Genomic DNA, 14,420 nt, shown 5'->3' with positions numbered 1-14,420 from the left:
CTGGTCGAGCGCTGCTTCTCAAAGCTCAAGCACAGCCGAAGACTGGCCACCCGATACGACAAGACCGCCGACAGCTATATCGGCTTCATACTCGTCGCAGCCGCTCGGCTGTGGGTCAGACATTTCGTCAACAGAACCTAGAGCACGTCAGGCGGAAGTGGATACCGGTTCCGCCGCCCGATGTGCTCTAAATTATTGAATCTAGACACTTCTTGCCGTTTCAGATGAGTCCATCTGAAACGGTCAGGGTCTAGCGCCAGTCGAAGCGCAGGATCGGGCCGTTCCAGCGGTCGGTGTGGACGTCGGTCTCCTGGAGGTTGGCCGCCCGCTCGGCCCCGGCGATGGTCCGCCGCCAGAAGGCGAGCGCCGGGAGGTTCTTGCGCGCCACGGCAGCCTCCCAGGACCCGGCGTGCAGATCGAAGACCAGCTCGGCCGCGCGGCGTCCGACCCCACCGCCCCTGTGCTTCCGCACGATGAAGAACTCCGCCACGCTGCGGTCTGCCGCCACCGGGCCATGGGCGTAGTCGTTGACCAGGGCGAAGCCCGCCAGGCCGCCGTCGTTCCAGATCAGGTGGGCCGACCAGTTGGGCGCGTTCCAGTAGGGATCAAGGGGGTAGGGCGGGAACCGGCCGTCGGCCAGCAGGTCGCCATGGGGCGTGCCGGCCCAGAACTCCGAGAAGTCGTGGGTATAGAGCTGGATCAGGTTCTGGAGCAGCGGCTCCTGGGCGGCGGACGCCTCGGTGAGGGTGACGGTCATCGGCGGTCCTTAGAGCGGGTTGAGGAAAAGTGCGAAGCGGTTTTCCGCCCGCAACCCGCTCAAGCCCTTGAATCGAGAGCGCCGGGGGCCGACGTCGACAGCGGCGGATCGTGGGGCGTAGGCTGGGCGGAACCATGGCCACCCTGATCGTCCTCTCCGGCCTGCCCGCCAGCGGCAAGTCCACCCTCGCCCGGCGGCTGGCCCAGGAGTCCGGCGCGGTCTGGCTGCGGGTCGATTCCATGGACCAGGCGATCCGGGAGTCCGGCGTCGTGCCCGGCGACCTGAAGGACGTCAGCTATCGCGCGGCCTATGCGGTGGCGGGCGACAATCTGCGCCTGGGCCGCGATGTCGTCGCCGACAGCGTCAATGATCGCAAGGTGACCCGGGACGCCTGGCGCGCGGCGGGCCTGGCGGCCGGCGCGCGAGTCCTGGAGGTGGAGGTCCTGTGCTCTGACCCCGCCGAGCACCGCTGGCGGGTGGAGACGCGGGCGAGCGAGGTTCCGGGCCTGGTCCTGCCCGACTGGGCGGCGGTGACGGCGGCGGCCCCCCATCCCTGGGATCGCGACCACCTCACGGTGGACACGGCCGGGCGGGGCTTGGAGGACTGCGTCCAGCTCATCCGAGGCGCGCGGGACGGTCCCACGGACTGAGCGTCAGCGCGCGGCCCAGAGATTGTCGGCGGCGGCCTGCAGGTCGCCCGCCACCCCGCGGCGGGCCAGGGACAGGCCCTCCAGCTCCAGCCTGTCGCCGCGCAGGGTGCGAGGACGCAGACTGTAGCCGACCCAGTAGACGGCCCGGTCGGTCTTGGTCTGGCCGTCCTCGAAGAACACGGTCAGCACCCCCACCGGCACGCGGCCGGTCTTGGTCTTGGCCTTGCGCAGGCCGTCCTCGATCCAGCCGGCCTCCAGGCGCGGATTGCCGGTGGTCTCCAGGCTGTCGGCGCGGATCGCCTTGGGGAACCAGACGCTCTGGGTCTGGATCACCTGCTCGGGCCGCAGGGAGGCCAGTCGGATCCGCTCGCCCGAGCTTTCCGCCGCCCCGGTCATCAGGAAGGTCTGTTTGAGCGCGGCGGCGCGGACTTCCACCTGACGCTCGCGGGCGGCCAGGGCCTTCTCGCGGGCCTCCTGGGTGCGTTCCCGGTGGGAATCCCAATAGCCGAGCACGGCCACCACCACGGCCACCACGCCCACGATCTCGGCCAGGCTCAGCCAGCGCAGGGGCAGGCGTTTGCGGGGTGTCTCGCTCAATCTGGCCTCCGTGGACGGGTGCGCGTCGTGGACCGCTTTAGGCCAGATGGGCGCGCGGCGCAGAGCTAATCGCAGAATGAGGGCTGAACTTGGCCGTCGCGGGCCGGATGGCTCAGCCGCGCTTGGAGCGCTTGGCCTTCTTGCCGGCCTTGGTCTTGGCGTCGGTGTCGTCCTCGTCGTCGGCGGCGACCTCGGTCTTCAGCACGGGCTGGGGCAGCGGGGCGTCCCAGCGGGCGTCGATGTACTTCTGGCCGCTGGCGAGCGCGTCCAGTGTGCGGGACTCCTGGCCGAACTTCCTCTGGTAGGTCCAGTAGGCGGCCATGACGCGTTCGACATAGTTGCGGGTCTCCGGCGCGGGCATGCACTCGATGACCATCAGGCTCTCGTCGTCCTCCCCCAGCATCTGGGCGGTCTTCTGCAGGGTGCCGGGGCCGCCGTTATAGGCCGCCACGGTGCGCAGGATGTCGTATCCGACCCCTTGGTCCATCAGCCAGGCCACGTAGTCCTGGCCGACCTTGAGATTGTAGCCGGCGTCGAACAGCGGGCTCATGTCGTCGCGCAGGCGGGCGTTGCCGGTGGCGTGGGCGGCGGTGTCGGGCATCAGCTGCATCAGGCCCACGGCGCCGGCCGGCGAGACCACGCCCGGGTTGAAGCGGCTTTCCTGGCGCACGATGGCGTAGACCAGGGCCTTGCTGATCTTGAAGCCCTCGCGGGGATTGAGATTGGGGGTCGGATAGTCGGGCTCGCCGCGGCGGCGGGCGGGGCCGGCGGCGGCCATGTCCTGCGCCAGGCCCGCATTGATCACCGCGGCCAGCTGGCCCCAGCGGGCGCGTTCCTCGGCGGTGCGGGCCAGCGCCAGGCCGGCGCGCAGCTCCTGGCCGGCTTCCGCCACCCGGCCGATCTGGGCCAGGGCCGCGGCGCGGTGGGCGCGGACGTCGTCGGCCATCATGCGGGCCACTTCGGCGGTGGGGCCGCCATAGGAGGCCTTGATCACCTGGCGGGCGCGGGGCTGGTAGGGCTGGGCCTCCGACAGGGGCAGGGCGGGGCCGAGGCCGCGCAGGGCCACCTGACGCTCGGCGATCATGCCGTAGAAGGTCTGGGGCGAGCCGGCCGCCTGGCGAAGATAGGTGGCGGCCCGGTCCGAGGCGCCGCGCGCCTCAGCGGCGCGGGCGGCCCAATAGGCGCCGCCGGACCGGACCCAGATATCCTGGTCGGTGTCCTGCGCCAGCTGCGACAGATAGGTCTCGGCCTGGTCGTAGTGGCGCAGGCGATAGGCGGCCATGCCGGCGATCCAGCGCTCGTTCACGGCGCGGGCCAGGTCCAGGGCGCGCTTGGAATCGCCCGAATAGAAGGCCTCGCGGGCCAGGCGGGCGTTGTCGGCGTCGAAGGGTCCGCCGGAGCCGGGCGGCACCAGCTCGATCTTGCTCCAGTCGACCCCGGTCAGGCCGGGAACCACGGGCGGGGGCAGGTCCGGCGTCTTGCGCTTGCTGGCCAGGGTATAGATCCGCTCGGCCACCGGCAGGTCGGCGTAGCGTGACAGCCAGCCCGACAGTTCGTCGAAGTTCGACTTGTGCGCCGTCGGGTGCATCAGGCCGCGATAGGTGATGTAGCCGGAGAGCGAGGGGTCGCTGAGCTCGATGCTCTGCATGGTGGCGTCGATGAAATCGCCGCGGTCGACGGATTCGAAGGCCCGGGCGTAGCCCTGCGCGTCGGCGGGCGTCAGGACTTGCGGGCTGCCGGCCAGCGCCTTCCCCGCGATGGTGGCGCAGATCAGGGCCAGGGCCGCGATCCGCACGCGCTTGGTCTGCGTCATGCCCACTTCCACGCCGCCGCGTCTTCGCGAGCCTGGCGTGGCCCTACTTCCAATGACCGGCGACCTTTAAAGCCCTTATCTGAAAAGGGAAAGCGGGTTCGCGCGCGAAGGGTTTTGTTAAGGACGTTCGGGCCGATCCAGGCGCTCGGTGAGCGTCAGCAGGTCACTCCACGCCTTCTTTTTCGCCCCCGGCTGCCGCAGCAGGAAGGCCGGGTGCAGGGTGGGCATGGCCGGCAGCTCTATGGCCCCGTCGGACGACTTCCACTCGAACCAGCGGCCGCGCAGGGAGAGGATGCCTTCCTCCCGCTTCAGCATGGACTTGGCCGACGGCCCGCCCACCAGCAGCAGCATCTTGGGCTTCAGCAGTTCGATGGCCCGCTCCAGGAAGGGGGCGCAGACCATCTGCTCCCCCACCGTCGGGTTGCGGTTGCCGGGGGGACGCCAGAACACCGAGTTGGTGATGAACACCCGGTCGGTGAGGCCGGCGGCGGCGAACATCTTGTCCAGCAGTTGCCCCGCCCGGCCGACGAAGGGGGCGCCCTGGATGTCCTCCTCCTGGCCCGGGCCCTCGCCGATCACCATCAGGGGGGCGTCGGTGGCGCCGCGATAGAAGACCGACTGGCGCGCGGCGCCCTCGAACTTCAGCGGACAGCCGTCGAAGGCCTCGATGGCGGCCTTCAGGGCCTCCAGGTCCGGGGCAGCCGCCGCCAGGCGCCTGGCCTCGGCCACGGCGGCGGCGACGTCGGGGCCGGCCTTGACCGCGCCCTGGGCGGGCGGCGGCGCGGCCACGATCCGCTCCGGCGGCTTGGGCGGGACGAACTTGCCCGCCTCGATGCGGTCGAAGGGCTCGTCCAGCAGCATGGCGTCCACGCCGGCCTCGGCCCAGAAGGCGAGCAGGCTTTCGGCGTTGAGGTCGCGCGTGGCGGGGGTCATGGGCCCTTGTAATCGTTCCTGCGGCGGAGTTCACCCTTGACCGCCGATCGATAAGCTTCCGATAAGTCGCCCAACGGATCAACGCCGTGCGGGACAAGGGGAGGGGAACCCCTGGCGCACGGCCCAGCGGAGCATGGGGATCATGAGCGACGTCATCGAACGCGAGGCCATGGAGTACGACGTCGTGATCGTCGGCGCCGGCCCCTCGGGCCTGGCGGCCGCCATCCGCCTCAAGCAGCTCGCCGAGCAGGCCGGGACGGAGATCACCGTCGCGGTTCTCGAAAAAGGCTCCGAGGTCGGCGCCCATATCCTGTCGGGGGCGGTGATCGATCCCAGCGGCCTCAACGACCTGCTGCCGAACTGGAAGGAGCTGGGGGTCCCCCTGGAGACCCAGGTCACCCGCGACAAGTTCGTGATGCTGGGCCCGCAGGGCGCGCTGGACATCAGCTTCCTGCCCTTCCCCAAGTGGATGCTGAACCACGGCAACTACATCGCCTCCCTCGGCAACGTCTGCCGCTGGATGGGCCAGCACGCCGAGAGCCTCGGCGTCGAGATCTATCCCGGCATGGCCGCCTCCGAGGTGGTCTATAACGAGGACGGCTCGGTGAAGGGCGTCGTGGCCGGGGTCTTCGGCATCGGCAAGGATGGCGAGCCCACCGCCGACTTCCAGCCCGGCATCGAGCTGCACGCCAAGTACACCTTCATCGGCGAGGGCGTCCGCGGCTCGCTGGCCAAGCAGCTGCAGGCCAAGTTCGGCCTTACCGAGGGCCGCGAGCCCCAGAAGTTCGGCATCGGCATCAAGGAGCTGTGGCAGGTTCCGGACGACCAGTTCGAACCCGGCCTGACCCAGCACACCTTCGGCTGGCCCCTGGACAACGCCACCGGCGGCGGCTCCTTCATGTACCACTTCGGGGACAACTACGTGGCCATCGGCTTCGTGCTGCACCTGAACTACAAGAACCCCTGGCTCTCGCCCTTCGACGAGTTCCAGCGCTTCAAGACCCACCCCTCGATCCGCGGTTACCTTGAGGGCGGCAAGCGCATCGCCTATGGCGCGCGCGCCATCACCGAAGGCGGCGCCCAGTCCCTGCCGCAGCTCTACTTCCCCGGCGGCGTGCTGATGGGCTGCTCGGCCGGCATGGTCAACGTCCCGCGCATCAAGGGCAGCCACAACGCGGTCAAGAGCGGCATGCTGGCCGCCGAGGCCGCCTTCGCCGCCATCTCCGAGGGCCGCTCGGGCGACGCGCTGACCAGCTACGAGGACGCCTACAAGAAGTCCTCGATCCACAAGGAGCTGTGGAACGTCCGCAACTTCAAGCCCCTGTGGTCGAGGTTCGGCACCATCCCGGGCTTGGTGCTCGGCGGCGCCGACGCCATGATCGCCACCCTCTTCGGCGGCTGGTCGCCCTGGGGCACCCTGAAGCACGGCAAGAGCGACGCGCAGTCCACGGGCCTGGCCAAGGACTACCAGCCGATCTCCTATCCCAAGCCGGACGGCGAGTTCAGCTTCGACAAGCTGTCCAGCGTCTTCCTGTCGGCCACCAACCACGACGAGAACCAGCCGGCCCACCTGAAGCTGAAGGACCCGAGCGTCCCGATCGAGGTGAACCTGCCCCGGTTCGGGGAGCCCGCGCGCCTCTACTGCCCGGCGGGCGTCTACGAGGTGCTCTACGACGAGGCCGGCCAGAACCCGAAGTTCCAGATCAACTTCCAGAACTGCGTCCACTGCAAGACCTGCGACATCAAGGACCCGTCGCAGAACATCAACTGGACCACGCCCCAGGGCGGGGACGGCCCCAACTATCCGAACATGTAGGGCAAATGGGCGCGTAGACCCTGGCCAAGCTTGCGGCGCGGAAGGAAAGCGTTGAGGTTCAGGCCCATGCGTAAACTGCTCGCCTGCGTCGCCCCCCTCGTCCTCCTCGCCGCCTGCGCCACCCAGCCCGACGACCTGGCGGCCCTCGATGACCTGGGAGGCTCGTCCTATGGCCTGTTCCTGGCGGGCCAGGGCGCGCTGAACGACGGCCGGGGCGCGGAGGCGGCGGCCTATTTCGAACAGGCCCAGGCCGGCGGCGCCGACGACGACCTGATCGCCGAGCGGGCCTTCACCGCCGCGGTCATGGCCGGCGACATCAGCAAGGCCGCGGCGCTCGCGCCCACCGGCGACGGGGCCTCGGAATCCTCCAAGCGTCTGGGCCGCATGGTCCAGGCCGTGGAGGCCCTCGCCCAGGGTCAGGGCAAGCCCGCCCAGGCCCTGCTGGCGCCCGAGGGCATGGGCTTCCCGCACAAGGGGGCCGCGGCCCTGCTGGCCCCCTGGGCCGCGGCCATGGCCGGAAACGCCGAGGGCGCGGTGGTGCGGCCCGAGCTGCGCAACGACAAGGTCGTGGAATATTTCGGCCTGCTGGGCCAGGCCTTCCTCTATGAGCGCGCCAAGCGCTACGACGAGGCCGAGACGGACTTCAAGGCCCTGACCGGCGGCGACAATCCCGGCGACATGGTGCTGCTGGCCTATGGCGGCTTCCTGGAGCGCCGGGGCAAGCGGCTGGACGCCGTGGCCGTCTACGACAAGGGCCTGGCCGACGAGCCCGCCAACAGCGTCCTGCTGGCCGCCAAGGCCCGCGCCGCGGCCGGCAAGAGCCCGCCGCCGGCCCCCACCCTGCGCCAGGGCGCGGCCCAGGCCCTGATGGCGCCGGCCGCCAGCATGATGGCCGCCAAGCAGGATCAGCTAGGCCTCGTTTATCTCCGCATGGCCCTGCGCCTGGACCCCAACCGCAACGAAGCCTGGCTGATGGTGGGCGACCTGATGGAGACCGCCGGCGACATCGACTCCGCCCGCGCCGCCTATGGCAAGCCCAAGCCCGGGTCGCCGGAATACGCCGCGGCCCGCTCCAAGCTGGCCTGGAGCTACCAGAACGCCAAGGACAGCGAGACGGCGCTCACCATGGCCCGCGAGGCCGCCGCCTCCGGCGACCTGGACGCCAAGGTGACCCTGGCCGACCTGCTGCGGGTCAACGAGAAGTTCGCCGAGTCCGCCCAGATCCTCACCGAGGTGATCGCCGCCCGCCCCGGCGACTGGCGGCTGCTGTACGCCCGCGGCGTGGCCAACGACCGCGCCGGCCGCTGGGCCGACGGCGAGGCCGACCTGCGCGCCGCCCTCAAGCTGCGCCCCGACGACAGCGAGCTCTTGAACTATCTCGGCTATTCCTGGATCGACCGCGGCGAGCACCTGCCCGAGGCCCTGGCCATGGTGCAGCGGGCGGTGGCGTCCAACCCTAAGTCGGGCGCCATGATCGACAGCCTCGGCTGGGCCTATTACCGGCTCGGCGACTACAAGAAGGCCGTCGAGAAGCTGGAGGAGGCCGTCGAGCTGGAAGCCGGCGACCCCGACATCAACAACCACCTGGGCGACGCCTACTGGCGCATCGGCCGCCGCGCCGAGGCGCAGTTCCAGTGGAAGCGGGTCCTGACCCTCGATCCCGAGGCCAAGATGAAGACCGAGGTCGAGTCCAAGCTCGTCTCCGGCCTCGGCCCCAGCGGTCCGGCTCAGGCGCCCCGCGTCGCCGGGCAGTAGGCCCGTGGCCGCCGACACCCTGGCGCCGGCCAAGATCAACCTGTTCCTGCACGTCGGCGCGCCGGGCGCCGACGGCTATCACCCCCTCTGCTCCCTGATGGTCTTCGCCGACGCCGGCGACCGGGTGACCCTGCAGGCGGGCGACGCCCTGGACCTGCGGGTGCGCGGCCCCTTCGGCGGTCAGCTGGCGGGGGAGGGCGACAACCTGGTGCTCCGGGCCGCCCGCGCCCTGCTGGCCACGGCCAAGGGCCCCCAGGCGCCCCACGCCTTCGTCCTCGACAAGCGCCTGCCTGTGGCCGCGGGCCTCGGCGGCGGCTCCAGCGACGCCGGCGCGGCCCTGCGGCTGATGCGCGAGCAGGTGAGGCCCCGCCTGGGCGACGCCGAACTGGAGGCGGTGGCCGCCAGCCTCGGCGCCGACGGCGCGGCCTGCCTGTGGGGCCGTCCGGTCCTGGCGGAGGGCCGCGGCGAGCGGCTGAGCCCCGCGCCCGGACTGCCGATCCTCGAGGCGGTGCTGGTCAATCCCGGGGTGACGGTCTCCACCCCGGAGGTCTACCGCCGCTTCGACGCGGGCGGGGCGTTCGGCGAGGTCGAGCCGCCCCCCATGCCCGAGGCCTTCGAGAGCGTCGAGGAGCTGGCCGGCTGGCTGGTCTCCACCCGCAACGACCTGGAGGCGCCGGCCGTGGCCTTGGCTCCGGCCATCGGTGACGTGCTCGCCACCCTCGCCGACGAACCCGAGGCCCTGATCGCCCGCATGTCCGGCTCCGGCGCCACCTGCTTCGCCCTGTGCCAGAGCGAGGTCGAGGCCGAGACCCTGGCCGAGCGGATCATGGCCATGAAGCCCGACTGGTGGGTCCAGCGCTGCCGCCTCGGCGGGCCCTGGGACTAGGCGCGACGCCGAAGCTGAGCTAGCGTCACCACGAGCCGGTCGTCGCACCGGTTTCCCATCCGCGGCCTCGCCGTGGCCGGCAGGTCTCAGGCCGCCGAACCCCTCCATCTCCACCTCTCGCGCCGCGCCACCCCTCGTGGGCTGGAGCCGCGCGGCCGTGCGCCAAAGGAAACCTCAATGGCAATCTCAGACCTCGACCTCTACGCCCGGCCGCAACAGCGGGTCCGGATTAGCCGCCGTCGCTGGATCAACCTGCTCGACCTGGGGGAGGGCCGTCCCACCGTGGTGCTGTGTGGCGGCGATCAGAGCACCACCCTCGTCTGGGCTCGCGTGCAATCGGAGCTCGCCCGGAGCTTCCGGGTCGTCGCCTATGATCGGGCCGGGCTCGGCTTCAGCGATCCCGGCCCTTTCCCCCGCACGACGCAGCGCATCGTCGGAGATCTGCGCGCCGCGCTGCAGGCCGCCGGGATCGCGCCGCCCTATATCCTGGTAGGCGCCTCTAATGGCGGCTTTGAGACCCGCTGGTTCGCCCGCCATCATCCCGAGGAGGTCGCGGGCATGGTGCTGGTGGACACCACCGCCGACGACTGGACCCTGCGCCAGCAGGCCGTGGCGCCAAGCTGGCGGCCGGCCTGGAAGAACTATCTGAACCAGCTCCGCTATGTCGCGGCCTGCGCGCGGTCGGGCGCCTTGCGACCAGGCCTGGCGGAGTACGCGCAATATGTCCCGCAGCCGATGGCCCAACTCCCGGGGGCCGTGAACGCCCATCGACATGACGCGGCCCTGACGCCCGGCTACTGGCGCACCCATATCTCGGAATGCGAGGCCATCGAGGCCGCCAGCGCCGCCGGTGGCGCGGACACCCGGGCCCCGCTGGGCGACCTGCCCCTGGTGGTGCTGTCAGCCGGGGTGCGGATCGCTCCGCCCCTGCCTTCCGAGGAAGCGCAGGCCTTCCTCGCCACCCTGGAGGCTGGACAGGACGCTCTTGCCGCCCTCTCGAGCCGAGGCGTCCACCGTCGTGTCGTCGACAGTGGCCACAATATCCAGATCAACCGGCCCGACGTGGTGGCCGGGGCGGTCGCCGAGGTCATCGCGATGGCTTGCGACCGTCACACCTGACCCCCAAACGAAAACGGGGGCCCCGAAGGACCCCCGTTCCCAACGCTTGGTGTGGTTCGAACTATTCGTGCAGGGCTTCGCCGTGCAGCGACAGGTCCAGACCCTCGACTTCGCCCTCTTCCGAGACACGCAGGCCGGTGGTGAACTTGCAGACGAACAGGATGATCAGGGTGACCACGCCCGACCAGGCGATGGTCGCGCCGATGCCCAGCATCTGCTTGGCCACCGAGGCGCCTTCGCCCAGGCTGTTGATGGCCGGGTCGGCCAGGGCGCCGGTGAGCAGGGCGCCGGCGATGCCGGCGATCCCGTGCACGCCGAAGGCGTCCAGGCTGTCGTCGTACTTCAGCAGGCGCTTGAGCCAGACCGCGCCGACATAGGCCGCGCCGCCGCCGATGACGCCGATGATCAGGGCGCCTTGCGGGTTCACGAAGCCGGCGGCGGGGGTGATGGCGACCAGACCGGCCACCGCGCCCGAGGCCATGCCCAGCATGCCGGGCTTCTTGCGCTCGACCCACTCCACGACCATCCAGGCCAGGGCGGCCGCGGCCGCCGCGATCTGGGTGTTCAGCATGGCGGCCGAGGCGATGCCGTCGGCGGCCCATTCCGAACCGGCGTTGAAGCCGAACCAGCCCACCCACAGCAGGCTCGCGCCGATCATGGTGAAGACCAGGTTGTGCGGCGCCATGTTCTCCGCGCCGTAGCCCTTACGCTTGCCGAGCACCAGGGCGCACATCAGGCCGGCGACGCCCGCATTGATGTGAACCACCGTGCCGCCGGCGAAGTCCAGGACGCCCGCGCCCGAGAGCCAGCCGCCGCCCCAGACCCAGTGACAGATGGGAGCGTAGACGAAGATCGCCCACAGGGTGGTGAAGAGCAGCAGGGCCGAGAACTTCATGCGCTCGGCGAAGGCGCCGGCGATGAGGGCGGGCGTGATGATGGCGAAGGTCATCTGATAGACGATCCACAGCATCTCCGGCAGGCCCTTGGCGGCCGAGAAGGCCGTCTCGGTGGTGACCCCGTTGAGGAACAGCACGTCGAAGGAGCCGATGTACTTGTTCAGGGTCTCGTCCGGGTTGACCCCGAAGGCCATGCCGTAGGTGATCGCCATCCAGACGATCGTCACCACGCAGGTGACGGCGAAGGACTGGGCCACCGTGGCGATGACGTTCTTGCGGCGGACCATGCCGCCGTAGAAGAGCGCCAGGCCCGGGATGGTCATCAGCAGGACCAGGGCCGTGGAGGTCAGGATCCAGGCCGTGCCCGAGCCATCCAGCTCCAGCTTCACCTGGTGGGCCAACAGCGGCGCGGCGGCCTCGGCGGCCGGAGCTTCGGCGGCCGGCGCGGCCTCCGGAGCCGCGGCTTCCGGCGCGGCGGCCTCGGCGGCGGGCGGCGCGGCGTCCTGAGCGAAGGCGGGCAGCGCCAGCGGCGCCCCGGCCAGGGTGGCGGCGAGCATCAGGCCCGCCAGCCGCTTCATTCCGAATGTTCTCATGTCTATCCCCTTGTCCCGATGAGTTCGCGCCGCGCTCTAGAGCGCCGCAGTGCCGGACTCGCCGGTCCGAATGCGAACCGCGTCCTCGACATTGAGGACGAAGATCTTCCCGTCGCCGATCTTGCCGGTGGCGGCCGCGGCCTTGACGGCCTCCACGGCCTTGGCCGCGGCGCTGTCGTCCACGACCGCTTCCAGCTTCACCTTGGGAACGAAGTTCACCTGGTACTCAGCGCCCCGGTAGATCTCCGTCTGCCCCTTCTGCCGGCCGTAGCCCTTGACTTCCGAAACCGTCAGCCCCTCGACGCCGGCGGCCACGAGCGCTTCGCGCACGTCGTCCAGCTTGAAGGGTTTGACGATCGCCATGATCAGTTTCATCCGCTCGCTCCTGCGCAGCCTCTAGCTCGGCACGCCCGTGGTGAATTCCCGCCCGTCGCGAGTTCAGCCCCCCCGACGGCAAGGCGACGCTACCGAGACGCGGCCGTCCCGCAGGGCGCGCGGTAACTTCTGATCAAGGAAAAGACTAAAGGCGCCCAAGAACTGAGCAGATGGGGCCGGCCACGCTCAAAATCTGCGCACAACCTGCCTCCGGAATGGTCGCAAGGGACTCGGCGGCGGCGGCGAGGCGGGGCAGGCCTGGGTGTTCACGACCCCGTGATCTGGGGCAACCGCCGGCTCCGCCGTGCGCTGTCAGCCCGACAGGCCGAGCTTTTCGAGGCGTCGGCCGGAGGGGGCTCCCGTTCAACCCCGTCATGAGGACCGTATGACCCTGAAATCCATTCTGACCACGACCGCCGCCCTGGCCCTGATCGCCGGCGCCGCCCAGGCTCAGACCCCCGCCGCCAAGACTCCGCCCGCCGCCACCCCTGCGGCCGAGGCCCCCGCCGCCCCGACAGCGGCGCCCAAGGTCACCGCCGCGGGCGATATCGTCGCCACCGCCCGGGCCTCGGGCCAGTTCAAGACCTTCCTGAAGGCCGCCGAGGCCACCAATCTCACCGGCCTGCTGAAGACCACGCCGAACCTGACGGTGTTCGCCCCCACCGATGCGGCCTTCGCGGCCCTGCCGGCCGGCGAGCTGGACAAGCTGATGCTGCCCGAGAACAAGGCCCAGCTGCAGAAGGTGCTGATCTATCACGTGATCAACGCCAAGGTGCCGTCGTCGGAGTTCAAGGGCGCGACCCGCAAGGCCGCCACCGTGGCCGGCCCTTCCGTCGAGTTGCAGGGCGGGGCGACGCTGAAGGTCAACGACGCCGACATCGTCCAGGCCGACGTCATGGCCTCCAATGGCATCCTCCACGTGGTGGACAAGGTGCTGCTGCCGCCGGGCGCCATGGCCGCGGCCGCCAGCGCCCAGCCCGCCTCGGCCACCGCCGGGACGCCGACCACGGCGCCCGCGACCCAGGTCATGCCGAAACCGCAACAGAAATAGTCGGGGCTGCCCGGCGGCCCCCGGCCGTCGGGATTCCTTCCACCAGGAGCAATGACCATGACCCTCAAGCACCTTCTCGCCGCCGCCGCCGCCACCGCCCTGATGACGGGCGCGGCCCAGGCCCAGACCATGAGCCCGCCGGCCGACACCCAGACGCCGATGACCCAGCCGATGATGACGCCGAGCGGCGAACCGGTGACGACCGAGACCACCACCTCGGCGGACGGCTCCACCTCCACCAGCGTCACCACGCCCATGGCCACCACCGGCGCCGTCACCGACACCTCGGCCACGCTCACCACCACCACGGTGACCAACGGCCCGGTGGCCGACACCCCGGAGAACCGGGCCCTCTACAAGCCCCTGTCCAACGCCGGGCGGCGCTCGGCTCCCAAGGGCAACTAAAGACAGCCCTACGTGGGTTGAAGCCAAGGTCGGCGGGCCCTATGGTCCGCCGACTTTTTTTGCGCCTGCGAAACAGCCCCCATGCCCGCCGACAAGCCGCTTTCATTTCAGGGCCTTATCCTGAAATTGCACGACTATTGGAGCCGTCAAGGCTGCGTGATTCTGCAGCCGCACGACGTTGAGGTGGGGGCAGGCACCCTGCACCCGGCCACGGTGCTGCGCGCGCTCGGCCCCAAGTCCTGGCGGGCGGCCTATGTCCAGCCTTCGCGGCGGCCCGGCGACGGCCGCTATGGCGAGAACCCCAACCGCCTGCAGCACTACTACCAGTACCAGGTGATCCTGAAGCCGAACCCCGACAACCTGCAGGACCTTTACCTGGGCAGCCTGGAAGCCATCGGCCTCGATACCCGCCTGCACGACATCCGCTTCGTCGAGGACGACTGGGAGAACCCCACGGTCGGGGCCTGGGGCCTCGGCTGGGAGGTCTGGTGCGACGGCATGGAGGTGTCGCAGTACACCTACATGCAGCAGGTCGGCGGCCTGGATGTGAACCCCGTGGCCGGCGAACTGACCTACGGCCTCGAGCGCCTGGCCATGTACGTGTTCGGCGTCGACAACGTCTACGACCTGCCCTTCAACGATCGCGGCATGAGCTACGGCGAGGTCTTTCTCGAGAACGAGCGCCAGATGAGCGCCTACAATTTCGAGGTCGCCGACGTCGAGACCCTGAAGCGCCAGTTCGAGGACATGGAACGCCAGGTGGTCCGCATCCTC

14 protein-coding genes and 1 pseudogene are annotated in these 14,420 nt (G+C 70.2%); 9 read left to right on the top strand and 6 right to left on the bottom strand.

Features of this window, described 5'->3' with window-relative positions; all coding sequences use genetic code 11:
- Positions 1-141 (top strand): annotated as a pseudogene (locus Q7T09_RS12510) (IS5/IS1182 family transposase); the annotation flags it as partial.
- Between the two features lie 109 nt (positions 142-250).
- Here the strand turns inward: Q7T09_RS12510 and Q7T09_RS12505 are convergent.
- On the bottom strand, positions 251-757 hold the full coding sequence (locus Q7T09_RS12505; RefSeq protein ID WP_304700074.1) for a GNAT family N-acetyltransferase: 507 nt from the start codon (positions 755-757) through the stop codon (positions 251-253).
- Positions 758-891: 134 nt separating this feature from the next.
- On the opposite strand from Q7T09_RS12505, the gene Q7T09_RS12500 reads away from it, so the two are divergent.
- A complete protein-coding gene (locus tag Q7T09_RS12500; RefSeq protein WP_304700072.1) occupies positions 892-1,407 on the top strand; it encodes an AAA family ATPase in 516 nt (171 codons plus the stop codon).
- Positions 1,408-1,410: 3 nt separating this feature from the next.
- Here the strand turns inward: Q7T09_RS12500 and Q7T09_RS12495 are convergent, their stop codons facing one another.
- From Q7T09_RS12495 to Q7T09_RS12485, 3 genes are all read right to left on the bottom strand, one after another.
- The gene (locus tag Q7T09_RS12495; RefSeq protein ID WP_304700070.1) at positions 1,411-2,004 is read right to left on the bottom strand and encodes a hypothetical protein; all 594 of its coding nucleotides are present in this window, start codon (positions 2,002-2,004) and stop codon (positions 1,411-1,413) included.
- Between the two features lie 112 nt (positions 2,005-2,116).
- Positions 2,117-3,817, bottom strand: a complete 1,701-nt coding sequence (locus tag Q7T09_RS12490) for a lytic transglycosylase domain-containing protein (RefSeq protein WP_304700068.1) — start codon at positions 3,815-3,817, stop codon at positions 2,117-2,119.
- A 117-nt stretch (positions 3,818-3,934) separates the two neighbouring features.
- On the bottom strand, positions 3,935-4,750 hold the full coding sequence (locus Q7T09_RS12485) for a uracil-DNA glycosylase (protein WP_304700066.1): 816 nt from the start codon (positions 4,748-4,750) through the stop codon (positions 3,935-3,937).
- Between the two features lie 142 nt (positions 4,751-4,892).
- On the opposite strand from Q7T09_RS12485, the gene Q7T09_RS12480 reads away from it, so the two are divergent.
- From Q7T09_RS12480 to Q7T09_RS12465, 4 genes are all read left to right on the top strand, one after another.
- Positions 4,893-6,566 carry an electron transfer flavoprotein-ubiquinone oxidoreductase gene (locus Q7T09_RS12480; protein WP_304700064.1) on the top strand — a complete coding sequence of 558 codons (1,674 nt, stop codon included), beginning with the start codon at positions 4,893-4,895 and terminating at the stop codon, positions 6,564-6,566.
- A gap of 66 nt (positions 6,567-6,632) precedes the next feature.
- Positions 6,633-8,321: a tetratricopeptide repeat protein gene (locus Q7T09_RS12475; protein WP_304700062.1), complete on the top strand. Its 1,689-nt coding sequence runs from the start codon at positions 6,633-6,635 to the stop codon at positions 8,319-8,321.
- Between the two features lie 4 nt (positions 8,322-8,325).
- Entirely contained in the window at positions 8,326-9,207 is an 882-nt protein-coding gene (locus Q7T09_RS12470) for a 4-(cytidine 5'-diphospho)-2-C-methyl-D-erythritol kinase (protein ID WP_304700060.1), read from the top strand.
- Positions 9,208-9,384: 177 nt separating this feature from the next.
- Entirely contained in the window at positions 9,385-10,326 is a 942-nt protein-coding gene (locus tag Q7T09_RS12465; RefSeq protein WP_304700059.1) for an alpha/beta fold hydrolase, read from the top strand.
- A gap of 61 nt (positions 10,327-10,387) precedes the next feature.
- On the opposite strand, the gene Q7T09_RS12460 is transcribed toward Q7T09_RS12465, so the two are convergent.
- Both Q7T09_RS12460 and Q7T09_RS12455 read right to left on the bottom strand, forming a co-directional pair.
- Positions 10,388-11,815, bottom strand: coding sequence for an ammonium transporter (locus Q7T09_RS12460; protein ID WP_304700058.1), 1,428 nt, complete (start codon positions 11,813-11,815; stop codon positions 10,388-10,390).
- Positions 11,816-11,851: 36 nt separating this feature from the next.
- Complete coding sequence (locus tag Q7T09_RS12455) at positions 11,852-12,190, bottom strand: P-II family nitrogen regulator (protein WP_215339866.1); 339 nt, start codon at positions 12,188-12,190, stop codon at positions 11,852-11,854.
- A gap of 385 nt (positions 12,191-12,575) precedes the next feature.
- Between Q7T09_RS12455 and Q7T09_RS12450 the strand changes: the two genes are divergently transcribed.
- From Q7T09_RS12450 to Q7T09_RS12440, 3 genes are all read left to right on the top strand, one after another.
- The gene (locus Q7T09_RS12450) at positions 12,576-13,241 is read left to right on the top strand and encodes a fasciclin domain-containing protein (RefSeq protein ID WP_304700055.1); all 666 of its coding nucleotides are present in this window, start codon (positions 12,576-12,578) and stop codon (positions 13,239-13,241) included.
- 57 nt (positions 13,242-13,298) lie between these two features.
- Positions 13,299-13,646 carry a hypothetical protein gene (locus Q7T09_RS12445; protein ID WP_304700053.1) on the top strand — a complete coding sequence of 116 codons (348 nt, stop codon included), beginning with the start codon at positions 13,299-13,301 and terminating at the stop codon, positions 13,644-13,646.
- A gap of 81 nt (positions 13,647-13,727) precedes the next feature.
- The coding region (locus Q7T09_RS12440; RefSeq protein WP_304700051.1) for a glycine--tRNA ligase subunit alpha at positions 13,728-14,420 on the top strand (693 nt) is incomplete at its 3' end.

Origin of the sequence: Phenylobacterium sp. (assembly GCF_030645195.1) — a bacterium.
In the GTDB taxonomy this organism is placed as follows: Bacteria; Pseudomonadota; Alphaproteobacteria; order Caulobacterales; family Caulobacteraceae; genus Phenylobacterium.
The sequence above is the reverse complement of the archived record's forward strand: the minus strand, read 5'-3'. Positions and strand labels throughout refer to the sequence as shown.